Consider the following 26,270-nt stretch of genomic DNA (forward strand, 5'->3'; position numbering starts at 1 on the left):
TTTTATGCCAATAGGAATCTATATCTTCATCGTATTAACGCTGTAAAGAACTTAAAGATTCCTATGTGGTAAAAAAAGCTCCTAACGGAGCCTCTTCGAAGATGAATAACCCGGTATTAGAGGTTGCTTTTTATGCCAATAGGATTCTTTGTTCTGCATCACATTAACATTGTAAAGAACTTAAAGAATCCTATGTGGTAAAAAAAGCTCCTAACGGAGCCTCTTCGAAGATGAATAACCCGATATTAGAGGAGGCTTTTTATGCCAATAGGAATCTATATCTTCATCGTATTAACGCTGTAAAGAACTTAAAGATTCCTATGTGGTAAAAAAATTTTGAATCCAGTCAAAAATTTGAAATGCTGATCATTTCCGAAACATGATAGGATGAAGTCTGTACAAATAAATAAGAGGGGTGTAAAAATGATTCGTAGAAAACAAGCAGCAAGCTGGTCTCTTGTTTTTCTCCTTGTTGTAAGCTTAATTTTAAGCGCTTGCACCAAGAAGGACGCTGCTCCCGGTGCTAATGAAGACGGCAAGCCGCAGCAAGTCACTATCAAGTTTCATGCACAAGAGGTTACCTTTACCAAAGAAATGATGCAGCCGGTAATTGAACAATTTGAAAAGCTGAACCCCGGCATCAAGGTTGATTACGTACCGATGACCGAACCTACAAATGACGAAATCATGAAAAAAATTGACCTGTATTCCGCTTCCGGAGAGACTCTCGACGTCTTCCTGATCGCCGATGAAAGAAGCTACGCCCAGCGCGCCGCTAATGGAATGCTGGAGCCGCTCAACACCTTCATTGAACAGGAAGGCTTCAATTACGAGGAAGAGTACAAGACCAATACAGGCATTAACGGCAAGTATTATGGCCTTCCGGGTACGTTCAGCACCTGGTTCGTCATGCTGAACGAGGATCATTTGAAGGAAGCCAACTTGGCGGTGCCGACGATCGATTGGACTTGGGACGATTTCATGGATTATGCCAAGCAGATGACGGCCGGCGAAGGAGCCGACAAGCGCTATGGAACGTATCATCACACCTGGACCGACTACTACACGTTAGGCTTATGGCATCAGCCCAAGAACAACGACATTATTTTGCCGGATCTGACGATCAACCTGGATGATCCCGGTGTCCGTAAATCGATCGAAATTCGCCAGCAAACCGAAATGGTGGATAAATCCGCCGTTCCGCTCGTGGATGTCATTTCTCAAAAAATGTCCTACCGCCCACTCTACTTCAACGGCAAGGCAAGCATGATTGTCATCGGCTCCTGGATGATCGGTGAAGCGGGAGGAACAGATCAATACGAAGCTAACCATAAAACGATCTTCGCGCCGAATCCGAAAAACAACCCCGAGGATGAAGGCGGTTATGCTGTGTCGTCCTCCAACTATTTAGTGGTTTCGTCGACTTCAAAGCATAAAGAAGAATCTTACAAATTCGCCAGATATCTCTCGACCGAAGGACTTTCCTCCATGGAGAAGTATTTGACCTCCTGGAAGAAGGAAGATACGGGCAAGCTTCTCGAAGCGATCATCAACCAGACCAAGAAACCGGAAATGGTAGATAAGGAATCCCTGCTATATGTATTGGATCATGCCAAAATGACTTCCCTGCCGCCGGCCCATCCGTTCCAGGCCGAGGTCTATAAAGCTTATCAGGACGAAGTCGATCTCGTTCTTCTGGGACAGCAGGATATAGACCAGGCGATAGCTAACGCTAAAGACAAAATTCAAAAAATCATTAACGCAAATAAATAGTTTTGCTGTCAAGTCCTTCAAGGGAGTAGAAATATTCTGCTCCCTTATGTATATTATGATAGCGGTTAACTAAACGGCTAAAGGAGCTTTAGGAAGTCAATGCGACTAATGAACCTGTACCGAAAAAGATCATTGCGCCAAAAGCTCATCCTGTCTTCTATTCTATGTCTCGTCATACCGACGATTATTACATTGATCCTCTCTGATTACACTTCCAAGAAGGTGCTTAAGGAGGAAGCGGTCCGAACGGCCTCCGAGACGCTGGAGGTTATAGAACAGTATATCGAGAACCGAATCAATAAAATGATCTATGTCTCCAACTTCATCCAGTTCGATAACGAAATCCGGTCCATTGTCATGCAGCGAAGAAACGAACATCGATTAAATCTGGAACCGGACGAGATAGAGTTATTTGAAAGCCGCAAAAAAATTACAGCCAAGCTGGATAATATTTCTTTTCCCGATGAAAAGACCTATATTACCATCCTGCTGCCGGACGGCACCAACTATACGAATTTTCCTTATTACGAATTCGACCCCGTCGGTCTTTTTGAAGAGCCTTGGTTTGTCGAGCTCCCGGATTTCCCGGCTTCCAGCACCTTATGGGTTGGAACCCATCCGGCCTATATCGAATCCGAGCGCAAGCAAAATGAACAATTCATGACCTTAGTTCGGACGATCAAAACCTTCTCATCCGAATTATACGGTTATATTATTATAAGCATTAGTGAAAGCCAGATTAGCCGGGTGTTCTCCAATGATCGGGCGGAAGGCGAGAAGCTGCTGTTAACCGGCTCAGGCATCATCTTATCCCATGCCGACAAATCGCAAATCGGACAGCCCTTTGCCCATAGCCAAGCACTTCCTGAAGGCGAGAGCAGCAGTCAATTTATTCATTTGAATGGGGAGCAATACCTGGTCGTTGCCAACAAAACGATCTATTCCGACTGGTACCTTCTCAGCATGACTCCCTATGATACTGCTTTAGGCCAGATCCATCAAATTTTACGGACGAATGTTTTTTTGCAAATTATGTTCTTCTCCGCCTTTCTAATCATTCTTGTTTATTTGGTCCGCCAATTTACGAAGCCGATTGTCCGGCTGGGACAGATCGCCTCCGAGGTCGAATCCGGCAATCTCGATGTACGCTCGCGGATTCGGGGGCCGGACGAAATTGGCAGGCTGGGCCGCTCCTTTGACCAAATGCTGGGGCGAATTCAGCATATGATCGAGCAAATCACTCTGGAGCAAACCCTTAAACGGAAAGCGGAGCTTAAGATGCTTCAGGCGCAAATCAACCCTCATTTTTTATTTAATATCCTTAATTCTATCCGGATGAAAATATGGCTCAAGGGCGATGAGGAGAACGCCGCCTTGATCAGCTCCTTGGCAAAGCTGCTTAGAATGACCATCAGTCAGAAGGATGAATTGGTACCTCTGCAGGAAGAAGTGGACACGACCGTCAATTATATGAAGCTGATGAATTTCCGGCATCATGGAGCGCTGAAATGGGAGATTAACCTGCTGGAGGAGACGCTTGATGAGAAGGTTCCCCGCTTTTTCATGCAGCCGTTGATCGAGAATGCCATTATTCACGGCTTTAATCAACAAAAGGGGACGATTCGAATTTTCTCTCGAATCGCTGCGGACGAGCTGGCCATCCGAATTGAAGACGACGGTGCAGGAATGAATACAGAGCGCTTAAACCGATTGAAGGAGAATCTCAAGCAGCCTATCCATCCCGAGCGGCAGGAAGATGAATCCTTCTCGGGAATCGGTGTCAAGAATGTGTATGACCGGTTGAGATTAATCTATGGGAATCGGTTCAATATCGAAATCGAAAGTATGCCGGGGCAAGGCACGCAAATTACGCTTTACATTCCGAGGGCTAAGGAGGAGTAATTCTATGCTGAAAGTGATGCTGGTGGATGACGATATTCCGGTCCTGGAGTTTCTGGAGCGAACGATTCCATGGGACAGGCTGCAATTACAGCTTACCGGCATGTTCGAGAATGGCTTGAAGGCCTACGAGCATGTAAAGCAGGATCCCCCCGACCTTCTGATCACCGATATCGGAATGCCTCTGATGGACGGCATCCAATTGATCCGTCTGACCAAAGAGATCAACCCGGACGTCATGGTCATTATTTTATCCTGCCACGACGATTTTAAGTTAGCCCAGCAAGCGATTAAGCTTAATGTGCACGATTATTTGCTTAAGGAAACGATTGAATCGGAAACCGTCGTCCGACTTCTGGAAGAATGGCTCCGGCAGCAGGCCGACAAGGAAGCTTCTCAGGCGCCTCCGGCGGCACCTCTCCTTCATTCACACAAGCAAATTATGAAGGAGCAATTCATTCGCTCCACCTTGTACAATCCGGTGTGGGACGTGGAGGAATGGCTGGAGCAAGCCCGGCAGTTCAGCATACAGCTGCAGTTGCGGCCATATATGCCCGTTCTCGGTTATATAGACGAATACCGGACGGCCCGGGGCAAATTTATATCCGAGGAAAACTGTATTTTTGCCGTGGAGAATGTTATTGAAGAAATTCTGAAGCCCCATGAAGGGACCGTCCTGTTCCGTCTGTCGATGCAGGAGATTCTATTATTATTCGACAGCTCCAACTCTCTGAAGGTGAACGACTTCGATGTCGTTCGCCGAAGCCTGAAGCAAATTCAGTTTGCGTTAAGTAAATATTTGAAAATCCATCTGTCCTTTGTGTTGGGAGACCTGAATGCTTCCTTTAAACCGTTAAAAGACAACATTCTCACCCTGATGAAAAGCAAGGAGCAGCGCTTCTATAAGGAATACGGCTCCATTTACAAGCATCGTCCGTTCCCTTATGCCGCGGACGACCTGTACTTGCACTACACGGCTGCCGTTGAGCAATTTCAGAAAATTGTGCTGGAAAGAAAAACAGAGGACGTTGAAGCGGAGGTCGACCATTGGCTCGAATGGATCAGGCAGAACCATTATAACCCGGAGGTGGTCAAGGAGTGGTTTCTCAAAATACTGCTGAGCCTGCAGATCAAATTCAAAAGTATGCAGCATTTTCGCACTCTGTACTCCCAGGATGTTCTGCATCGGATTTTCCTCGACATTGAAAACATCGGCGCCCTGCGAGCGGTTATCATCGATTTTCTGCAAGAAGCCATTGCCTTCACCAGCCAATTATTCAGTCAGCCTAACAGAATGGAGATTTGGGAAGCGCAGCGTTATGTCGCCATGAATTTGCACCGTAAAGTAACCTTGGAGGAAGTCGCCAAGCATCTGCACCTTAACCCCAGCTATTTCAGTCGATTGTACAAGAAGGAAACCGGCGAGAATTTTATCGAATATGTGATTCGCTCCAAGATGGAGAAGGCCCAGGAGCTGCTGGACCAGTCAACGCGCAGCATCGACAACATCGCGGATTCGTTAGGCTATGATAATAAAAGCTACTTCAACAAGCTGTTTAAAAACTTTAGCGGAATGTCGCCTAACGATTACAGAATGAGATTCCAATCTCACTAAAGGCAGGAGAGGCCAATGCAGGCAAGCAGCATTAGCCTCTTTGCGTTTTAATCTCGGAAACTTTTCGGGCTATCATTTTTCATCGCATGCTTATGGGGGATTCCCGACGAGTTGCAGTCAAATTCGACCTCGGAGCTGTCCGGATTGAGCCGGCTCTATCCCATGCTCTCGCCATTTCTTGACGATTAGAAGACTTAACCTTCCTCTCTCATGATCAGATGAATTTCCTTGTTTAAGCGAGAAGATTCATACGTGCCCAAAATCATTTGCAGCGCATGAATACCGTCCTCGCCTGTTACGACAGGTTCTCGATCTTCACGCACAGCGTACGCCATATCGCGGATTTGAATACGATGGCCATCCGGAAGAACGATGAACGGCTCGAACGCCGGCACCGCTACAGCTTTGCCATCGATCAGGAGCTGCTTGATTTCATCATCTTCATAGACGAGCGTGCCTCTCTCTCCATGAAGCTCTACCCGTTGTCCCAGCTCCGGATTGGAGGTTGTTGTCATGACCATGACTCCCAGCCCTCCTCCTTCATAGGTAAGCAAAGAGACAGCGGTGTCCTCCACTTCAATGTTTCTTTGCAGCGCCGAGGCTTTTCCATAAATCGATTTAACGGGGCCGGCAAACCATTGCAGAAGATCTACAATATGGATCCCTTGATTCATCATCGCTCCCCCGCCATCCATGTCCCACGTTCCTCTCCAGCCAGCGCTGTCGTAATATTGCTGGGAACGGTATATTTTTACATAAGCATCACATAAGGTGAGCCTGCCAAGCCTTCCTTCTTCCAGAATTCGCTTGACATATTGCGCTGCCGGCGCCATCCGTCTAGGAAATACGGTGGCCAGCTTTACGTCTTGCTCTTTGCATACCTGAATCATATGCAATAGGTCCTCCAGTTTTATAGCAAGCGGCTTTTCGCAAATAATATGCTTGCCTGCATAGGCGGCAAGCATCGCATGCTGAGGATGCATACCGCTCGGCGTGCAAATATTGACCACCTCGATATCTGAATCGGCCAGCAGTTCCTTATAATCGGCATAATATTTAGCGCCATACTTTAATGCAAATGCCTTTCCCTTCTCCTCATCGACATCGCACACGGCAGTTAATACCGCTTCATCAAGCCGGCTGATGCCTTGCGCGTGAATATCGGCGATTACCCCGCAGCCCACAATGGCAAACCTGACAGGCTCAAACATGCTTCTTACTCTCCTTATCTGATGTAACTGTCGTATAGGGGATGGCAGCATCGGCTTCCAATACAGCCTTGCTCGCCTTGAGAATCTCCTCATGAGTAAGCAGAGAAGCTTCTCCTCTTATATAGCGGAGAAAATCTGCTGTAATGGTGGCAGGAGGCTGGACCAGTTCCACTCCGCTCCATTCCTCTTCCTCACTGACGAACAGCATGATTGAAGAGTTTGGCGACAGTAAGGGATCTCCGCTAAGACGAAGCTCAGCGAACCCCCTTGTTCCTGTTACAAAGATCCGCCCGTCCCCCCAGGTCCAGCTTTGTTGCGGCGTATGCCAATCCGCGTAAAGCTGCATCAATGAGCCGTCAGCAAGTTCAACTTGAACATTCACTGTATTATAGAAAGTCGGATATTCGGGAAGTATACTTTTGCCTACCAGGCCTGCCGAGCTCGTTATCTCTTGCCCTGTAAACCAGCGCAGAAGGTCATAATCATGAATTAATAAATCGATCAATATCCCCCCGCACTGCTCCTTGTTAAAAAACCACTCCGGTCGTGAAGAAGCGTTAAGCCTATGCGGTTTTCTCATCCCAATATGAACAAGCTCCCCGAGCTTTCCGGCATCAATATATTGTTTCAGGGTATAAATCGCAGGATGAAATCTTTCGGTTAGCAGCATGCCCACCTTAATTCGATTCCGCTCCATGACCGCCTCCAGGCGCGCCAGAGCCTCTTTATTTACGACAGCCGGCTTGTCTACCATGATCGATTTGCCATACTGCTCACACAGCTCGATCACATCTATTTTTTCATTATTAATGCCTGCGCAGCCTACGACTTTTACCTCTTCACCCAGCAATGAAAGCTTGTCCTCCACCAATGGGATTTGATATTTCTCAGCGATCGTTCTCGCTAACGTCCCGTCATGTTCCTCCAAAATACCGGCGCAGCTATAGCCCAACTGATACATTTGATCTATAAATATTTCAATATGGTTATGCTGACAGCCAATAATAGAAAACTTTTTCTCTCCCATTGCCCTCACCTCTATCTTTTTTTTCCGATGAAACATAGAAGGCCGCTGCTGCAGCGGTCCTCTATCTATGTTGCACTAAAGAAAGCTAATATATGACAGCTCTATTCGTTATTTCTGGCAAAAATTTTGTCAGCCTCTACGCGGAATTCCTTCACCGCTTCATCGATGGTTGTTTGACCAAACTGATGTTTCTGAATAACCTTCTCGAATAGCGCAGTCACTTCGCCTGCCCCCTTGGGACCGGCATCATACCAGGCTGGATGGCTTTCAGATATATGCTCCAGCATCGAGATCATTTTTTTGTCGCGATCTGTAAATTTTGGCGCCAAATATTCACGCATCTTCTTGTTTTCCGGAAGGCCGCGTTCCGTTTCCAGAATATCCGCAGCTTCCTCGCTATTTACTAGAAAATCAATCAGCATAGCAGCGGCTTCCTGATGCTTCGACTTAGCGGAAGCGCTGAAGAACATGGCGGTTTGCAGCACGCTGCCCGTATGCTCTGCATGCGGATACGAAATCATGTCTACATTATCCGTCATCACCGACTGATAGGCCGGGAAAGCGGCTATCCAAGTAGGGCCCATCATGGCCACTGTCCCTTTCAACAGCGCATCTTTATTAGGATCTGCGTTGCTCAGCGGCAGTGCGGAAGCCGTAATATTAGCCGGAGGAACAATGCCTTCCTTGCGGGCCGTCTCCCACATGCTCATCCATGCTCTTAAGTTATCGTCGTTATAGCCCAGCCGATTGTCGTCCGAGTATAGCTTGTCGCCTTTAGAGAACAAATAGTACATAAAGGCTTCGAGAGAAGAAGAGGCATCAAACATTCCATATACATTATCCCCCAGTGCGGCCTTCAGCTCCCGCGATACGGCAAACAGCTCCTCCCAAGTGGAATCCTTATCGGGCTTGCTTACATTCGCCTGTTCAAACATTTCATTATTGACCAGCAGAACGGATGCATTATCGGCAACCGGGATGCCTGTCAGCTTTCCATCAATCGTACCTTGATTGCTCAGTACATCTGCATTTAAATCCTCTACCTTCAGAGCGCTGCCGACGAAGGGATTCAAATCGGCCAGTACATTCCGTTCTGAATATTCTTTGATATACAAAATACTCATCTGCATTACGTCAGGTGCGTTGCCTGCGGATACCTGTGTGGAAAGCTTCTCCCAATATCCGTCCCATGAGGAATACTCAGGAATAACTTTTATATTCTGATGCTTCTCCTCAAACTTTGCAATCGCTTGCAAAGTTCTATCATGCCTGCCCTGTGACCCCCACCAGGCAAACCGCAATTCAATCTTCTCGTTATTCTCCCCTTGCTCCGGACTGCCTGTCCCCCCTTGTCCGCTCCCTCCGCTATTGCTGCTCTGGCCGCATGCGGCTAGAAGCGACATGATTAAAGCGGATATGGCTACGATCAATAAGGACTTCTTGAACCTGTTGCTGCCGTTCTTCATGTCATTCACTCCTTATGCAATTAAATTGCTGTCTTTTATTATAGGAGATCGCACTACAAACAAAATAATATAAATCTATAAAAAGTATCGAAAATATATACTGCTAGCAATAATCGGACGGATTGCAGCCCATATGCTTTTTAAACTGCTGACTGAAATAAGCATTATTTTTGTAACCGACCATTGCCGTAATCTCGTAAAGCTTATACTTCCCGCTCATCATAAGCTCCCTGGCCCGCTCCATTCGAACGCGCGTCACGTAGCTGTTGTAATTTTCACCGGTGACTTCCTTGAAGATTTGACTTAAATAGTTTCTGGTCAAGCTCACCTTATCTGCAATGATATCCAGCGTAACATCCTCTGCCAGATGCTCTTTGACATATTTTTTAATGTAATCCACCGTTTTCTTATGCTTATGATTCACGCGGTTAGCCATCGCACTGCATAAAAGGGCCATCGTATCGTTAAGCCACGATTCCAGGTTCTGGGCATTATTAATGCGCTCCAGGTCCTGATACCAGCGTACATCCGGGTATAATTCCTCCATAAGCACACCCTGCTGATACAAGCCGATCGTAAGCATGCCCATTAAATCAATAACTACGCTTCGAATATAATGCACATTCGTTGCTTTTAGTTCATTCAGCGCTTCAAGCAGACGCGCAATATGGGCAGCAAGCTCATCGGATCTCCCCTCCAATACAGCCTCCATAAGCGACTTATAATGCTCGATCGGCTTGGATGGAAGCGATGCGGGCAGCTTATCCGCCCCCTGCTCATCGGCTACAAGCCAGGTATCTTCCGCAGAGGATCTCTCGACAAGAGCATTCATCGCCTTGCGATAAGAACGCCAAACCAAAGCAGCGTCACTTTCAATCGATCCCAGAGAAACCCATACATCAAGCTTTAAATAATCTTTGATTGGCGCTATAAAATGCTTGATCATATATTTGATTCTATTTTTAGCCGTCTCTGCTCTTAAATAAGCGGGAAACGCGAAGAGAAGCACAAATTTATCTTTCTGGACATCCGCCAGATAAACATTCGTTTCTTTCGAAACCAGTTCTTCCAATATGTTCGTGATTGCATAGGTATACGTCAACAGATCTTTACTCTTATAATGCGCTTTGCCGATGGGAACCGCATATTCCAATACCGCAGCAGCAAACGCTTGGTTTGCAAAGTTCAATCCTAATGGCTTGGTCGCTCGCTTAAAAAATTCCTTCTGGCAAAAATGCGGCTCAAGCATTCCCTTGAGCAGCTGCTTCTTCGTCTCCGGCAGATGGTATTTAACTAATTCCTTTAGCTCCTTCTCTTCCTGCTCAAGCTGATTGCTTTGCTTTATCCTTTGGATCGTTTCCAGGAGTACCGCTTCGATTTCCGGAACGGTTGCCGGCTTGGACAAATAATCGGCTACCTGCAGCTTTAAAGCTGATTTGGCATACTTGAAATCCTCATACCCGCTCAAAATAATTATCTCTGCCTTGGAGCCCGCTTGTCTTGCTGACTGCAGCATAGCGATTCCATCCATTCTGGGCATATATATATCCGTCAAAATTAAATCGGGCTGATGCTCCTGAATCATCGAAAGCCCTTCCACACCATCGATCGCCAAACCAGCAATTTCAACATTTAACTTTTGCCAATCGATCGTTCTTGATAACCCTTGCAAGGTCAATTGATCATCATCGATAATGATTGCCTTAATCTTAGCGCCCATGACTATCCTGCCCTTCTCTAAACTTTTCCCAATCTAAAGGAATGGCTGAAAGCTTCGGAATTGTAATAGTGACCGTCGTTCCTTGATCAAGAGCACTCTCTATGTTTACGCCATATGCAGAACCGAAATAAAGATCAATTCGGTCCGAAACATTTCTTACGCCGTGATGCTGCTGCTCCCGCACCTTGGCCGTGTCCTCCATCCCATGGCCATTATCTTCAATGATAAAATTAATGGTATCTGAAGACTCCATGGCCCGAATGGCTATAAACCCTTTTCTTCTGGAATGGAACCCATGAATAATGGAATTTTCGACGAAGGGCTGCAAAATTAATTTAGGTAAATAATAATCATAAATGGTTTCCGGAATATTGAGATGAATGTGAATTTGATCCTGATATCTTATTTTTTGCAGCTCAACGTAGCAAGTGATATGCTCCACCTCTTTCCCGATCGGTACGAAGGATTCGCCGCTGGATAGAGCTATTCTGAGCATTTTGCCAAGCAGGGAAAGCATTCGGCTTATCTCGTCTGCCCCCGCTTCAATGGCATGCCAATTCATCACATCGAGCGTGTTATAAATAAAGTGCGGGTTCATTTGTTCCTGCAGCACCTTGATATCGGCTTCTCTCTTTTGCTGATTTTGCCTATTCAGCCGCTCGATAAGCTCCTCGATATTGGTGGCCATATTATTAAATTGCTTGTTCAAGTAACCGAATTCATTGCTATATTCGTTGTCGATGCGCGTGTCCAGCCTGCCCGTTCTCAAATGCTTCATGGCACCCACAAGCCCTTTGATAGGATTAACAAACTGTCTTGCAAGAAAATAAGCAAACGTAATGGCAAGCAGAACGCAGATCACCGTGACGATAACCATTGTGCTTTTAATTTTTTGACTGCCGGCTGTTATGCTTTGCCATGAAATCACATCCAACGCCACCCACTGCGTTCGCTGCTGCTTGCTCCAAACCAGCAGCTGCTTTTCATCGAAATCGTGTGTCACAAATTGCTTTGGAAAATTTCCCTGGTTCATAATTTCGGGCAGTGCTTCAGATATGGCAGAATAGGAAAGGGCATCGCTCTTGATTTGACTGGAATCGAGAATAAGCCTTAAACTGGAATCCAGCAAAAACCTTCCGGCATCTGCCGATTGACTCGATAGCAGCTTATGCATATACGAAATTTTCATATTAACAACGAGCACCCCAAGCTCCTTTCCCCCGGATGACAGCACCTTTCGGGCAAAGCTGACCACCTCATCATGAACCCGTACAAAGCTGCCGTTAATAAGCTTATTGGTGCCAAGCCAAATATAATCCGCATGCCGGATCATGTCATACATGGGAGACTGCTCCAGAATGGAGTAGGCAAAAATACCGTTCGCCCCTGTATAATAACTGTTCACGCTATCTTTGGCATACAGTTGAACGGAGTGAATTCCCTCCTTAATATAGCTTTGTCTGCTGAGCAGATCGATGACCTGCTCATTTCTCCCAATCCTGAAAAAAGAGTCCTCGTCCTCCTGCAAATACTGCTCGATCAGGGGATGGCTGGCCACAACCATGGAATCGTATTCAATAGCCTGAAGCTGAATATCGATTTGCTTGTTAATTTCATCCAGCAATAAAATGCGTGAAGAGATCGTCTTATCGACGACCTCTTGATTCGTAATCATATAGCTGGTTATTCCGAGCGTTAAAATGAGGATGGCAGAAATTATCATAAAAGAAGTAAAGAGGTTTGCCTGAAGGGAAAACACTTTAATCGGATTTTTCATAGCCTTCACCTTGGTCTCGTCGTGGTTTGTCACTCGGATATTGGTATATAGATTAAATCATTTTGATTTAAATGTATACAATGAATCTATTTGATCCCCGTTGTAGCGATCCCTTCCACAAAATATTTTTGGGAGAACATGAAAATAAGAAAGCAAGGTAAAATGGACAGCACGCTCATCGCATACATGGGCCCCCAGGTAACGGCGGAAGAGTTATCCAGAAACAGACGAAGGGCGAGCGGCACCGTATACTTCGCAGTATCCGTCAGATAGAGTATCTGTGCCATAAAATCATCCCATGTCCAGATGAAGCAAAACAGGGCTGAAGTAATAATAGCCGGCATGCACAGCGGCAGCACGATTCGAAACGCAATGCCAAGCTGCGAGCAGCCATCTATCTTGGCCGATTCATCCAAATCTTTCGGGATACCGCGTATAAATTGATTAATGAGAAACACATAGAATGGCCCTACCGCCAAAAAGTGAGGGACAATAATCGGAAGCGCGGTACCAACCCAATCCAGATTTTTAAATAAAATATACTGCGGCACCAAGGTGACTTGGGTTGGAAGCATTAGCGTAACCATAAGAATGGCAAACCAAAAATTTCTGAGCGGGAATTGGATTCGTGCAAATCCGTATGCAACGAGCGAACTCGACAGCACCGTGCCGATAACCGACAGCCCCGCGATCAAAAAGGAATTCATAAAAAAATGTCCGAAAGTAAATCCGGGTATGGCATTCCAGCCGTCCACAAAATTTTGCCACTCCAAATGAGTTGGAAATAAACGTGTGCTGCTCATATCCGCATTCGATTTGACTGAGCTGCCAAACAGCCACAGGATGGGGTAAATCATCACAATACTGCCTGCAATCAGTACGATATATTTAGTCCATAGCTTCGTATGGGGCATCGCCTGGTTCCTCCTTCTTGCTGCTTATCGCATTAGTTTTCATAGTGGACCCATCTTTTCGACGTGCCAAAAATAATTAGCGTCACCACACCGATAATCGCGAGTAAAATCCATGCCAGCGCGCTGGCATAGCCCATATCGTAGAAAACAAACGCCTTTTGATATAAATACAAGGCATAAACCAAAGTAGAATCAATCGGGCCGCCCTTTGTAATAACGAAAGCCTGCGTAAACATTTGGAAGCTATTGATCGTCTGCATGACCATATTAAACAAAATGATAGGCGTCAGCATCGGCAGCGTCATTTTAAAGAAAATCCGAACTTTAGAAGCGCCGTCTACTGCCGCTGCTTCATATAAGTCATTCGGAATTTGCTTTAATCCGGCTAGGAAGATGACCATGGAAGAACCAAATTGCCATATCGACAAAATAATAAGCGTAGATAAGGAGGTGTTCGGCATATTGATGAAATCCGTTGCCGGTATACCGATTGCACCCAGCGCCTTATTGACCAATCCATCGTATCCGAACAGATTGCGCCAGATCGCTGCAATTGCCACACTGCCTCCTATTAAAGAAGGCAAATAATAGACGGCGCGGAATAACGACATCCCTTTGATAGATTTATACAAAAGCATAGCCACACCCAAGGCAAACGCCAGCTTCAACGGAACGGATACCAATACATAGATGAAGGTTACTTTTATCGCTTGCACGAATGTTTTGTCATTCATAAAGATTTCTTCATAATTGCCCAAACCAATAAACCGGGGACTTTCCAATAGGTGGTAATTCGTTAATGAAAAATATAACGATTGTCCCATTGGAATAAGCGTTAACACAAATAAGCCGATCAGCCACGGCGATATGAATGCGTATCCCCATAGCCCTTCCCTGAATTTTTTGCGCTTCGATGCTTTCAAGGCATTCGTCATATGATCACTCTCCCTCTTTGTTGCGTCATGTTCTTATTGTATCCAGAGGGAATTTGAACAAAATAATACAAATCTATAATATGTAATGCATTTATACAATGGATGTTTGAATGGGGGGAGGAAAAGGCTGTTTAAAACTTTAGCGGAATGTCGCCTAACGATTACAGAATGAGATTCCAATCTCACTAATGGCAGGAAAGGCCAGTTCAGACAAGCGGCATTAGCCCCTTTGCGGAAATTCAGGTGCAAAAGTAAAAAAAGCTCCTAACGTAGCCCTGCAAAACCCCACAAAGTGATGTATGACCTTCGAAGCTTATTCCGTCCGCACTCCAACGGAGTCGGCGTCTAAACCTTCCTCTAAACGCGGTCGTTCTTCTTGCTTTGCTTCGATAAAGGTTTATACAGTACTTTGCGGGGAGCCCTGTAAAAACCCCACAAAAGAGCCTGCAAAAATGGAGGCCCTTGTATTGTTTATTTAATCTCGGAAACTTTCTGAGCTATCATTTTTGTCATCGCATGCTTATGAGGGATTCCCGAAGAGTTGCAATCAAAAACGACCTCGGAGCTGTTCGGAATGAGCCAGTCATGGTAATACCCGAGCAGTTCGCCGGAATGCCATTTGTAAGCGTTGGGCTCTTTTTCGGGAGGGGGAGCGATAAAAGGTTTATTGACAAACACATTAAAGACATGAATGCCGTTCGTGTTCGTAAATTGTTTATAATTGCCGAAGATCTCCTCACGGTATTCCGGCTTGATGTAGTGCAGGACCCCGCTCGAGAAGAGGATGTCGTAATTGGAGTCCAGGCGGAAATCCAAAATATCGGCCTTCAATACTTTAATGGGCACTCCTATTTTGTCGGCGAGCCTTTTCGTCTTATCCAGCCCGGCATCGGAAATATCCAGTGCCGTGACGTCATAGCCGTTGCGGGCGAAGAACACGGCATCCTTCCCTTCTCCGCAGCCGATGTCCAGCAATCGAAGGTGTTTGGTCGGAGGCAGCAGCTCCAGGACACGGTAACACATTCGGGACGGCTCCAGCCCCCAATAATATTCCTGGGTTTTATATTCCTCTTCGTAAATCGTAATTTTCTTATCCTGGTAAGCATATCCCAGAAGCTTATCGATACTGACCTCCAATACTTGGGACAGCGCCGGCAGCAGGGACAGGTCCGGCATCGTCTGGGCATTCTCCCACTTGGAGACCGCCTGATACGTCAACCCCAGCTTCTGGGCGAGCGCCTCTTGGGTCAATCCTTTTTCTTTGCGATATATGCTTATATTTCGGGCAAGCTTATCCTTCATTCTTGTCACGCTCCTTCATCACTTCCAGTTTATTAAGGTTGCCGGGAGCGCACAATAACCTCTTGTTTGATCTTGTGCAAAACTCAACCGGAAGTTGAGTCACGTTGCAACTTGGATAACAAGTCATCCGCCTTCCATTAATGACTTGGCGACCTTTTTTCAATAACACTGCTCTTGTTCTAATGCCTTTATTTACTAGTTAAATGATCCGTACAGTTATAAAGCTTACATACCCATTCATCCTGTTCTTTGGTCAGCAGCGTCAGCGAAGTATTTTCAATATAAGTAGTTTGGAAAATGTGGGGCATTAATCGTTTAAGAGTTAAGCCTATTAAAGCCGCATGACATACAACTAATAGCTTTTGGGAGTAGTATCGCTTGTAGGTTTCCTCCAGAAAGTGAGTCCCCCTGGCCGCTACGTCCTCGAATTTTTCCATTCCAAGGTCTAGTTCCCGCCAATTCTCCCCCCATTTATGGATTCTTTCCTCTTCGGTCATCCCTTCGATTAACCCGCAATCTATCTCACGTATTCTATCATCTGTTATGGTCAATGATACCCCTGTTGCTGAGGCAATAATCCTCGCGGTTTCCCTGGCACGACTTAGAGGGCTTGAAATGATAAGATCCCATTCTTCATCACATAATCTATTTGCCAATCTTTCAGCTTGCTTCCTACCTTCTTCATTCAGAGGTATGTCGGATAATCCCTGTGCTTTGCCTTGAACGTTCCAATCGGTTATTCCATGTCTTATCAAACCTATGGTTGCCATCGTACGCCTCCTTAGATCCGCTTCCTGAAGCTTCATTGATTTTATCCCTTATAGCAATAAAGAGGAAAGCCCCTTCCCGGACTCTCCTCTTATCTCTCGCATTTTGACACCATTGCGGCCTGGCTTAACCTTCAAGCATTAATCTGGTGAGTTCTAACGGCTCCACGTACTTGCCGTCCTTGTAAGCTCTCATATTTCCGCCGGAAATTTCGTCAATCAGAACGATTTGACCTTCTTCTCCGATCCGGCCAAACTCCAGTTTGATATCATACAGCTCCATTCCTTTGGCAGCCAGTTCGGTTTTGACTACATCGGCAATGGACCGGGTCAGCTCTTTCAACACCTTATATTCCGCTGTAGAGAGAATCCCGAGCATATCCAGCGCATCCTCGGAAATCGGCGGGTCCTGGCGTTCATCATCCTTAATCGTAACCTCGACGAAGGCGTCCAAGGGCTGCCCTTCTTCGGCATACAGACCATAGCGGCGAAGGAAGCTGCCAACCGCCCTGTAACGGCAAATGACCTCCAATCCCTTGCCGAATACCGAAGCAGGCTTTACCGTCATGGTGGCTTCCTCGATATTAGCCTCTACGTAGTGAGTAGGGATGTCTTTCTCCTGTAACCGTTCAAAGAAGTATTTGGTCAATCGGAGTCCCGCTTTGCCGGCTCCTTCCATAGTCAAGCCAACCGTGTTGGCCCCGGGATCAAACACTCCGTTCTCCCCTGTTACGTCATCCTTAAATCTTAGCAAGTAGTTCCCATCTTCCAGCGCGTAGACATCTTTGGTTTTTCCCGTATAGATAAGCTTCATGGTTACGATCCTTTCTGACATCAAATTATACCTATAAATATATCATGATTTGATAAGGGCACCAATGTCCATTCATTTTACATCCCCTATAAAAAACTCTTATAGCGTTGTTTTGGCTCTGGCGGTCACCTGTGCAAACGGAATGGCGAGTCTAAATGGAATTCATGCAGTTAGTTTGCTCCTTTTGGGCGAAATATGGAAACTTAATGGATTTTATACAGTTAGTTTGCTAAAAAGGGCCGCTATTCTTACAAACTCCCCATTCTAGATGTAGGTTTTCCAGTTAGTTCGGTTTGATTTGTGATCTGCATCTAATCTACCTACATAAAATACAGTTAGAATCCATGCCGCGCGTGGCACCATCAGGTGATGACTCTTTATACATATCGAATCCCCGATCCGTAAAGACCATCATCCTCGTATAACTATCTTGAAAATCCGTCTATATTTATTTTCTGCTGGTGCTGTGCAATCGGAATGGCGAGTCTAATGCAAAAATGCATGTCTTTTTCAGGAATTTAGCCAAAACCCGCGAAAGACAGACAAAGGTGCAGGTAAATTTGCCCATTTGGCCGATTTTCGGAATTTTGCAGCGAAAGACATGCATTTCTGCTCGTCTTTTCCGACTTTTGCCGGAATCCCGCAAAAAGACGTGCACTTTTGCTGGTCTTGGATGCATAGGATCAACCGTTTCCGGGAAATGGCCGCACTTTCCTTGAAGCCGGCCGGGCACGAGTTGATTCACGAAGAACCGGGAGAATAGCCTGTTCTCTTGCTTGATGATGTCTTGTCCGAATTGGATCCGTATCGGCAAAGAGGTGGCTCAACCGAATCCAGCGCACGGAAGCCGAAGCTTGGTCCAAAGTGCCGGAGAAACTATGAAGCATCATGAAAATAACAGTAGTGAGCTGTCTATTTCGGGTATGAACTTTCCTCAATCTTTCTTCCAAACCTTCCCGTCCACATAGACTCTTACTCAGAACAACTCGGCTTCCTTCCTGACATATAAAGATATATCCCGCAGTAAACTGTCCATATCCAAATGGCAGGCATACTGTCCTGACTTTAAATAGTCCATTACCTTCTCTAAATCTTCGTTTCGCTCGAAGCTGGCGAGAGTCATAAACCGATACAGAGCCTTTCTCTTGGAAAAAATATATTCATCGGTTTTAGCCCAAACATATAGTCTAATTTCATATAAAACCGTATTAACTTTAGCGTCAAACGTCATGTCATCCGGCTGCTGATCAATATAGTTCTCCCTTAACCAACTATAAAACTCTTTTACATACTTAAGAAAATCTTCTCTTGTCGGTTGTCGGATTTCCTCTGTATTGAAATTCCCCCAAATCAGTTTACCTTGATTTTTGAGGCGAATCATTTCGGGAAACAGTTCCTTGTCCGGAGTGCCGCAGCCTGTTATTTCGTCTTCAGTAATCATTACACACCCAAATCCTTTGGGAATGTTAAAATCGGCATGATACTTCGCTGCTAATTCTTTTATTTTCAATCGTTCATCTTTACTTATGAAATTGCTGACAATCAGTATCGTATCGATATCGCTCCTGCCCGGAACATATTCTTCCTCTGCCAAGGAACCGACAAGAAATATTGCTTGAATCCGGTCATTTACCAGCTTAACTGCATTTTGGGCAAAGTCATGTACGATTTGATAGGCCTTCTCTTTAGAAATAGCCATATTCAACCTTTCCCTCTCATCAAACGTAATCATTCACAGCCCCCATTTAGCTAAATTGTCTCATGGGATCTAATGCGGTCCTTCCTACCTTACATATTCGGGAATCTTTGATAGCATCGATACGAATTAGATTTGCCGGGTATTAATACAAGCATAACTTGGCTCGCATCTATTGAAGGGTGAGGGCTTATTGACACTTAACGACCCTAAATTTTAACCTTTCATAGAGCCAAGCAGCATCCCCTTGTTAAAATGCTTTTGGAGAAAGGGGTAGACGCATAACAGCGGAACGGCTGTTATTAGAATGGCCGCCATTCTTGCCGAGTGAGTGAAGTTGACGCCTTGCATTTCCTGCTGTGCAAAATCAGCATCCCCCTCAACAAGCATCAATTTCAAGAAAACTTGCAAAGGCCATTTATTATTATCGTGCAAATAAAGAATGGCATGGAAATACGTGTTCCAATTGGAGACCATGTAAAATAAAGTGAACGTTGCAATCGCCGCCTTGGAAAGAGGAAGCACAATGGAGAAAAGAATGCGCCATTCCCCAGCCCCGTCAATCCGCGCGGAATCAAATAGTTCATCAGGAAGTCTAAGGAAGAAGCCGCGCATCACGATCAAATTAAACGGTGCGATTGCCGTGGATAACCAGAGTGCCCCATAGGTGTTCAAGAGTCCCAAACTATCCACAACTAAATAAGTGGGAATCATCCCGCCGGAGAAGATCATTGTGAAGACAACGATGAAATTTAGAAACGAGCGCCCTTTAATAAATTTTTTGGATAAACCGTAAGCCATTAAAGTTGTAATTGAAATATTAATGAAGGTACCTATGACTGTAATTTCAACCGCATTCTTAAACGCTCTCAAGAAAGAATTATTCTTCAATAAATACTGGTAGCCTTCTAAAGTAAATTCACGCGGAAAGATAAAAAAGCCGCGGGTTAAATATTCCTTTTCCGTTGCAAATGAGGTCATCACAACGTAGAGGATCGGGAGAATAATGATGATCAGCCCAATGATGAGCATGCTATAAACAACTATATCCAGGAATACATTTCGTCCTTGAGGGTTATGCCTTGCCATTAAAAAATTCCCTCCTCCCCGAGCTTTTTAACCGCTTTATTGGCTCCGACAACCAGGATAAGACCAATAATTCCTTTAAACATTCCTACCGCTGTAGTAAAACTGAAATTCCCCATTAATACACCGGTCCGATAAATAAACGTATCGAATATGTCGGAAGTCTGCATATTTAACGGGTTCTGCAATAATAAGACATGTTCAAACCCAATATCCATGAATGAACCTAATCGTAAAATAAACAAAATAATGATCACGCCGCGTATGGCCGGTAAAGTAATATGCCAAATTTGCCGCAGCCGCCCGGCTCCATCGATGGAAGCCGCCTCATATAAATTGGGATCTACCCCGGCGATTGCCGCCAAGAAAATAATCGCTCCCCAACCGGCACCTTGCCAAATATTATGTAATATCCAAGTCATTCGGAAACCGCCTGGTGTTGTTAAAGGCTCAATGGTATTAAATCCTAAGTCTCTCAGAAGGATATTGATTCCTCCGTCTCGCGTTGCAAATAATACAACGGTTATGGCCACAATGACGACCCAAGATAGAAAATGTGGTGCATAAAAGATCGTCTGTGTCATCACTTTAAACCACTTTATTCTTACCTCATTTAATAAAACGGCTAATATAATCGGCATCGGGAAGAAAAATATAATATCGAGAGCGCTCAGGATCATCGTGTTCGCCATCAAAGGCCAGAAATCCCTGGTCGTAAAAAGTCTCTCAAAGTTTTCGAATCCTACCCACTTGCTGCCCCAAAAGCCCAGAAAGGGATCATAATTTTGAAAGGCTATCATAATCCCGGCCATTGGAATGTATTTAAAAATGATAAAAAATAAAAAGCCCGGCAAGATCATCATATAAATAGGCCAAGTACGTTTAAGGTTGAACCTAGTCTTTTGGGGACGTATCGATGCTTGTGGGGTTCCTGCAGTTAATGTTGATTTATTCGTTGTCCTCATGTTCATTCGCCGCATTACTCCCTCGCTTCATTTATAACAAGGAAGGGCGAGATGCCCTTCCCCTTATTTTGCTGCTTTTTGCTTCTGATAAGAGTCGTTCACTTCTTGGATTATCTTATCTCCGCCGTCTGCCTTCCAACGAGCAATCACCTCATCTATATAGTCAACAGGTTTTCTTCCGGCGATGATATTGGCAATCCCTTCATTGAACTTAGCCGCAAGATCTTTGGAACGATCTTGGAATGTGGGAGAGTCAATCGTGTAAGGATCTCCCGCATCTCTCCATTCAGAAGGATATTGATCGACGGCCTTCTGGAATTCAGCATCGAATTGTTCTTCTTCCGGAGTCCAGCCATGAATATTAAAATTGTCATCGGCAGCGCGGAATAACCAGTTATTTAATAGACTAATTTGTTCCTCATATTGCTTTCCTTTTTCCGTAAGAACAATTTTGCCATCCGCATTTTTCTCCCAAATCTCTCCTTCGGGACCATCTTTCATCACGGTAGTCCCCTCTTCCGTAATCCACCAATCGAGCCATTCTAAAATCCGATAAATTTTTTCCTCTTCCATTTTGGCATTCAAAACGAGCTTTCCTCGCCCTTGTACCGTTACCAACAAGCCTGATTCGCCTTTAGGCCCTTTGGGGGGATAAGGAATCATAACGAATTCCGCCTCGGGGACAATTTTCTTCAGAGCTTCCTCTCTCTTTTTAATTGTGCTGGGCCCTGCGATCTCCCAACCGATTTTATTTCCTTCAACCAAGGCCACAATATCGCTTCCAACATTCGTAGCGAAATTATGATCAAAAACATTTTCTTGATAAGCTTTACTTAAAAAGGTTAAGAGACCCTTCCATTCTTCGTTTTGCTCCTCCATTTTTACTAATCTGCCGTCCTGCTCTTTCCATTCATAGGCAATCCCATAAGCCGCTTGCAGAAAGGCGTTTCGGCTCTTGCCCAAACCGGTCGATGTTCCAAATTCATTGGTGAAACCAACAGTACCGCCCTTTCCATTTCCGCCCGGATCTTGTTCGACAAATGCTTTTGAGATTTCATAGAACTTATCGATCGTAAATTCCTCGGGACTTGGAATCGGGATCCCCAATTTGTCCAGCCAATCTTTGCGAACCCATAATGCATTGCTATATTTCATCGTATATTTCGGGAATCCGTATATTTTCCCCGGTTCATTAAACACTTCCATTGCATCCTGCGGGAATTCACTTGCTAATGCAGGGAATTCTTCCAAATACGGCTTCAAATCTACAAAAGCCCCGCTCTTCTGCCATTTTCTAAAATTAACGGGCTCATCTACAAAATACATGTCCGGTAAATCTTTGGAGGCGGCCAGACTGTTCAACGTATTTTTATAATCATTGCCCCCTGGTACCCAGCGGATATCCAAGTCAATATTAAATTTGTCTTCAACATACTTAAGGGTCGGGTGATTCTTGTCTTCCCAGCCCCCTCCCTGCTGCACAGGCACGATCATCGAGATCTTCAATCTTTTGGAACCGTCATCGACCTGCTTGCCAGCGGGTTCTCTTGCACCGGAATCTTTAGAGCAACCCATAATCATAATGACAAAAAACGTAAAGGTAAGAGATAAATAAACAATTTTTCTCACTAGAGTACCTCCTTGTTTGGTCATATGAAATTCATAAATGGAATAAGCCGGAAAGAACCGTGGAATCAAAAGATTTCGCCAGCTTTTGTATTTTTATTAATTATTTTCCATTACTTTTGACAAAAAAGAACCCAGCTTCGAATAGAAGCAAATAGGACTGTAAATTTTAGCTGAAAGTTGTGTAGAATCAATGGATCAAGAGCAAGTATAAACGTAGATGGCTTAGCTTGGAGGTCTGATGTAGTAAACATTCTATTGGGGTTGCAGCATAGCGGGTCATCTGAAAACAGATAGAAAACACAAAAATAACGTTTGAACAACGGAAGGATCGCTAGAATAACAGCTAGATAAAGATGTCACATCAGAAGTACATATATTTCTATTTCAATGAATGCTATCCCCCCTAATTTCCACTTAATTAAGACCACTTTAAAACGAATTGGCAGCTATTCCTTTCTTTTCTTTCTTACCGTAATCTGTTATGATGAACTATAATTTTTCCAAAGTATACCATTACTTCAACTCTACCGCAAGCGCTTACTTAATGATTCCTTAGCGGTTTTCGCCTGCTTTCCGTATGTCATTGAATGTCGAATAATTAGTTGTATTGTCTATTAAAAGGAATTTAAGCTTCCTATGGTGAATGAACTATTCAGAGTAATTTTCGGGGTGTAAAGTTGATTTAGAAACGTATGGGGATAAATGGAAAGTTTTGTGTTGTTTATGTATAGCAGTAAAATCTATATTGATGAGGTGAGTAATAGATGCATCAGTATATTACATTCGATCTCGACGAAACCCTCATGCAAAACCCCTTCTCAAAATGGGTTTTTCCGGAGATTGATCGTCTTGTAGCCCCCCATCTGGAATTAAAGGATGGAATTCTCCCAGAAATAAAAAAAGAACATAGAAAACGGCTGAAGCAAGCGCAAGATGCGGCTGCTTATAACTGGGATGATATTTTGAAACAAATTTTAGTTGAGAAAAATATACCGATTACCATCGATATTGCTGAATTAGTTCAAAAACATGCAGTTGATCCTAAAGTCTACTTGTTGGAAAACGATGCTTTAACCGTCTTGGAAGAATTAAAAAGTAGAGGATATTTACTCGGCGTCGTGACGAACGGCTTTTATAAATACCAAGTTCCTGTCATGGAAACGATTCAATTAGTAACATATATTGATAAAATTATAACCCCTTGTAATACCGGGTACTGCAAGCCGGAAATTAAAATGGCGGATCGCCTGCTGGAGGAAGGGGAAATCATCGCTCATGTAGGGGATCGGTTGGATCATGATGTGTACTTTGCCAACCAGTTGGGGGCCTTATCGATTTTGATCGATCATCAGATGCCGGAGGCCGTAAGACGGATCTCGCCCGATAGAAGGGTTGAACAGAAAGATTATTTAAAGACCATTTTTCAGCAAAAAAAGTATGGAGAGTTGGTTCCTGAAGAAAACTATCTGCCGAAAATCGTTATCTATTCGATCCGGGAGTTGCTGGATATAGAGTTAACGAACCCGTCTTGAGAACGTTCTCCCATTCGAAAGACTCCTAGGAAAATCACCTTGAGGTTCGACATCGTCTTGATTTATAATCTCGAAATCGCTAAATCCCCCCTGCAAAGACCGGCGGCTTCTTTTATCTTGATCTAATGCAAAAATGCAGGTCTTTTTAAGGATTTTAACCAAAATCAGCAAAAGACAGACAAAAGTGCAGGTAAATTCGGCCATTTGGCCGATTTCCGGAATTTTTCGGAGATAGATATGCATTTTTGCTCGTCTTTTCCGAGTTTTGCCGGAATCCCGGACAAAGATATGCATTTTTGATGGTCTTGGGTCTTGGATGCAGGAACTTCGAGCCTGTAACGGCTAACTTTCCTGCGAAAGCTGTTGCCTTTCGATCCTCTCCAGCATATATTTTGCGAAATCGACCAGCTGCGGTTGGCTAAGCTCCAACTTATTCAGGTTCCCGTTGTAATGGGCCAGGCATGGGTCGACTACAGCAGCATATACGAGAGGCAGAGCTTTCATCGCCCATTCACCGCCTTCTCTCTTCGAGGCGATCGAGCCATTTTCCAGAAACAGAAGAGCCCTGCACAAGTTCAAAACATAATACACCGGATGATTGACAATTTCCTCTAAAGCCTGATCCACATCAAATTTTATCGATTGAAGAAAGCATGTCCTGTCCACAGGCTTGAATACTTCGCGGACCGGTTTCCCGTACAGGGAAATTCCTCGCTGACAGGTCACGCCGAAATGAGCAGCCAAATCGGGGTCAACCGCATCGCCGCAAACATAGTTATCCTCGGAGTCATATCTCTCCTTGTGGGATGGCGAGTAATGAAATTCAAACGGAGTCGGGTAAACCATGCACCGGACTACAGACTCCAGTACAATACTTAGCTCAATACCCTTGACCCCTAGCCGCTCCTCTTCCGCCATAAGCTGTTGTGCTATTCTCCGATAAGTCTCCCTGGGCTGCTTGTTCTTAATGACCACCAGTAAATCTATATCGCTATGAGCCGGATGATAACATCCCATGGCCATAGAACCGTGCAGATACAGGCCTACCAAGGAATCCGCCATCTCTCTCCTGAACAACTGAATGATGCCGTCTAAATCGGCGGGCAGCTTCATAACAATCCCTACTTTACAAGATTTATTTGTAAACATAATCTCTACGGTATGCATTATACGAGACGGGCGGCTGGAACGTCTCAGCAATCTGAGTAACTAATCCCTAGTGGAAGTTTTATCTATTCGTGGCATGAGGAGTATGGTAGTTATTTCATAGATTATGATGTTTCATCAATTGAAGGATTAACTCATAATTGTCTTCTTGTACCGTGTTCTGAGCAACAACATTTGCTTTTTTATCTCCGCACTTCACACATTCATGCAGAAGCTGCAATCCTTTTTTTGAATGGAAAATAACACCGACGGGCCTCATCAACCCGCGACAGGTTTGCATTCGGTCTCCCGGTAGAATATCTACATGCATGGAATAGAGGCAGTATGGACAGTGATTCCTATAGCTACCGTTAGTCAATGCATATACATGTTTCCCGCAATGATTACATACAAAGGATTGATTTTGTGCATCTCGATTCAAGCCCTTCTCCTCCCAGATCTTAAAACATATAGATCTGTTTGGAATCAGGGTTCCGTTCGATTCTTCTCATCCAGGATGAGCCTCAGGCTTCTGCCAGACGAGTGACCGATTCACCGCAAATCTTTAGGACCCGCGATTACTTCTCGTTCCCGCTTCATTGCAGCCTGTTTCATCTGCAAATCCGGACCACGACTGATTTTATATAAATTGTCTCAGCCACTGTAAGACAGGGTCTTCCCCCACCTTCCACCAGTAGGTGTTTGTCTGAAGTCACTGACTTTGGCTTCGTCCCCTACAGGACTTGCATCGATTTCTTCATTAACATACGCAGCACACCCTTCCCCTCATGCCACTCGAAAACATTATACCAATAAAATACCCCTCACCAAGGGCGCTTTTCCGCCTTGGACGCTTAACTGGATTTCATACAGCTAGTTTGCTCCCATGGAGCAAAAAGACGGAAACTAAATGTAAAAATGGACCTCTGTCAAGAAAGTGGACACACCGTTAGTGTAAATTAGCTGCTCTTGTTGTAGTACATGATCTCAAATAGA

The 26,270-nt window shown here is 44.7% G+C and carries 20 protein-coding genes; 4 read left to right on the forward strand and 16 right to left on the reverse strand.

The window, feature by feature from the left end; all coding sequences use genetic code 11:
- Nucleotides 1-423: 423 nt before the first annotated feature.
- The 3 genes from ACTHRH_RS24255 to ACTHRH_RS24265 all read left to right on the forward strand — a co-directional run bounded on the left by ACTHRH_RS24255 (nt 424) and on the right by ACTHRH_RS24265 (nt 5,287).
- Nucleotides 424-1,773 carry an ABC transporter substrate-binding protein gene (locus ACTHRH_RS24255; RefSeq protein WP_440418001.1) on the forward strand — a complete coding sequence of 450 codons (1,350 nt, stop codon included), beginning with the start codon at nt 424-426 and terminating at the stop codon, nt 1,771-1,773.
- Between the two features lie 108 nt (nt 1,774-1,881).
- Nucleotides 1,882-3,675 carry a cache domain-containing sensor histidine kinase gene (locus tag ACTHRH_RS24260; protein ID WP_440418003.1) on the forward strand — a complete coding sequence of 598 codons (1,794 nt, stop codon included), beginning with the start codon at nt 1,882-1,884 and terminating at the stop codon, nt 3,673-3,675.
- Between the two features lie 4 nt (nt 3,676-3,679).
- Nucleotides 3,680-5,287, forward strand: a complete 1,608-nt coding sequence (locus ACTHRH_RS24265) for a response regulator transcription factor (protein WP_379289469.1) — start codon at nt 3,680-3,682, stop codon at nt 5,285-5,287.
- 194 nt (nt 5,288-5,481) lie between these two features.
- Here ACTHRH_RS24265 and ACTHRH_RS24270 read toward each other — a convergent pair whose 3' ends face one another.
- The 14 genes from ACTHRH_RS24270 to ACTHRH_RS24335 form a co-directional block, all read right to left on the reverse strand.
- Entirely contained in the window at nt 5,482-6,498 is a 1,017-nt protein-coding gene (locus ACTHRH_RS24270; protein ID WP_379289467.1) for a Gfo/Idh/MocA family protein, read from the reverse strand.
- Complete coding sequence (locus ACTHRH_RS24275; RefSeq protein WP_379289465.1) at nt 6,491-7,525, reverse strand: Gfo/Idh/MocA family protein; 1,035 nt, start codon at nt 7,523-7,525, stop codon at nt 6,491-6,493. Before ACTHRH_RS24275 ends, ACTHRH_RS24270 begins: the two co-directional genes overlap by 8 nt.
- 101 nt (nt 7,526-7,626) lie before the next feature.
- The gene (locus ACTHRH_RS24280) at nt 7,627-8,991 is read right to left on the reverse strand and encodes an ABC transporter substrate-binding protein (protein ID WP_379289463.1); all 1,365 of its coding nucleotides are present in this window, start codon (nt 8,989-8,991) and stop codon (nt 7,627-7,629) included.
- Nucleotides 8,992-9,094: 103 nt separating this feature from the next.
- Nucleotides 9,095-10,711: a response regulator transcription factor gene (locus tag ACTHRH_RS24285; protein ID WP_379289461.1), complete on the reverse strand. Its 1,617-nt coding sequence runs from the start codon at nt 10,709-10,711 to the stop codon at nt 9,095-9,097.
- Nucleotides 10,701-12,488 carry a sensor histidine kinase gene (locus ACTHRH_RS24290; protein WP_379289459.1) on the reverse strand — a complete coding sequence of 596 codons (1,788 nt, stop codon included), beginning with the start codon at nt 12,486-12,488 and terminating at the stop codon, nt 10,701-10,703. The genes ACTHRH_RS24285 and ACTHRH_RS24290 overlap by 11 nt, the downstream gene beginning before the upstream one ends.
- Before the next feature lie 86 nt (nt 12,489-12,574).
- Complete coding sequence (locus ACTHRH_RS24295; RefSeq protein ID WP_379289917.1) at nt 12,575-13,402, reverse strand: carbohydrate ABC transporter permease; 828 nt, start codon at nt 13,400-13,402, stop codon at nt 12,575-12,577.
- 32 nt (nt 13,403-13,434) lie between these two features.
- On the reverse strand, nt 13,435-14,337 hold the full coding sequence (locus ACTHRH_RS24300) for a carbohydrate ABC transporter permease (RefSeq protein ID WP_440418008.1): 903 nt from the start codon (nt 14,335-14,337) through the stop codon (nt 13,435-13,437).
- 471 nt (nt 14,338-14,808) lie between these two features.
- Nucleotides 14,809-15,639, reverse strand: a complete 831-nt coding sequence (locus ACTHRH_RS24305; protein WP_440418010.1) for a helix-turn-helix domain-containing protein — start codon at nt 15,637-15,639, stop codon at nt 14,809-14,811.
- 188 nt (nt 15,640-15,827) lie between these two features.
- Nucleotides 15,828-16,409, reverse strand: coding sequence for a histidine phosphatase family protein (locus ACTHRH_RS24310; protein ID WP_144940613.1), 582 nt, complete (start codon nt 16,407-16,409; stop codon nt 15,828-15,830).
- Nucleotides 16,410-16,533: 124 nt separating this feature from the next.
- Complete coding sequence (locus ACTHRH_RS24315) at nt 16,534-17,220, reverse strand: phosphoribosylaminoimidazolesuccinocarboxamide synthase (RefSeq protein WP_144940611.1); 687 nt, start codon at nt 17,218-17,220, stop codon at nt 16,534-16,536.
- 976 nt (nt 17,221-18,196) lie between these two features.
- Nucleotides 18,197-18,952 carry a nucleotidyltransferase domain-containing protein gene (locus ACTHRH_RS24320; protein WP_440418013.1) on the reverse strand — a complete coding sequence of 252 codons (756 nt, stop codon included), beginning with the start codon at nt 18,950-18,952 and terminating at the stop codon, nt 18,197-18,199.
- Between the two features lie 180 nt (nt 18,953-19,132).
- Nucleotides 19,133-20,005: a carbohydrate ABC transporter permease gene (locus ACTHRH_RS24325; RefSeq protein WP_440418015.1), complete on the reverse strand. Its 873-nt coding sequence runs from the start codon at nt 20,003-20,005 to the stop codon at nt 19,133-19,135.
- A complete protein-coding gene (locus ACTHRH_RS24330; RefSeq protein ID WP_440418017.1) occupies nt 20,005-20,982 on the reverse strand; it encodes an ABC transporter permease in 978 nt (325 codons plus the stop codon). Before ACTHRH_RS24330 ends, ACTHRH_RS24325 begins: the two co-directional genes overlap by 1 nt.
- 48 nt (nt 20,983-21,030) lie before the next feature.
- Nucleotides 21,031-22,596: a hypothetical protein gene (locus ACTHRH_RS24335; protein ID WP_440418019.1), complete on the reverse strand. Its 1,566-nt coding sequence runs from the start codon at nt 22,594-22,596 to the stop codon at nt 21,031-21,033.
- A gap of 764 nt (nt 22,597-23,360) precedes the next feature.
- On the opposite strand from ACTHRH_RS24335, the gene ACTHRH_RS24340 reads away from it, so the two are divergent.
- On the forward strand, nt 23,361-24,128 hold the full coding sequence (locus ACTHRH_RS24340; RefSeq protein WP_440418021.1) for an HAD family hydrolase: 768 nt from the start codon (nt 23,361-23,363) through the stop codon (nt 24,126-24,128).
- A 342-nt stretch (nt 24,129-24,470) separates the two neighbouring features.
- Here ACTHRH_RS24340 and ACTHRH_RS24345 read toward each other — a convergent pair whose 3' ends face one another.
- Together ACTHRH_RS24345 and ACTHRH_RS24350 are read right to left on the reverse strand one after the other, a co-directional pair.
- Nucleotides 24,471-25,241, reverse strand: coding sequence for an aminoglycoside adenylyltransferase domain-containing protein (locus ACTHRH_RS24345; protein WP_144940600.1), 771 nt, complete (start codon nt 25,239-25,241; stop codon nt 24,471-24,473).
- A 151-nt stretch (nt 25,242-25,392) separates the two neighbouring features.
- Nucleotides 25,393-25,716 carry an RNHCP domain-containing protein gene (locus tag ACTHRH_RS24350; protein ID WP_144940598.1) on the reverse strand — a complete coding sequence of 108 codons (324 nt, stop codon included), beginning with the start codon at nt 25,714-25,716 and terminating at the stop codon, nt 25,393-25,395.
- Nucleotides 25,717-26,270 lie beyond the last annotated feature (554 nt).

Source organism: Paenibacillus sp. SAFN-117, assembly GCF_051966115.1.
Lineage (GTDB): Bacteria > Bacillota > Bacilli > Paenibacillales > NBRC-103111 > Paenibacillus_L > Paenibacillus_L residui.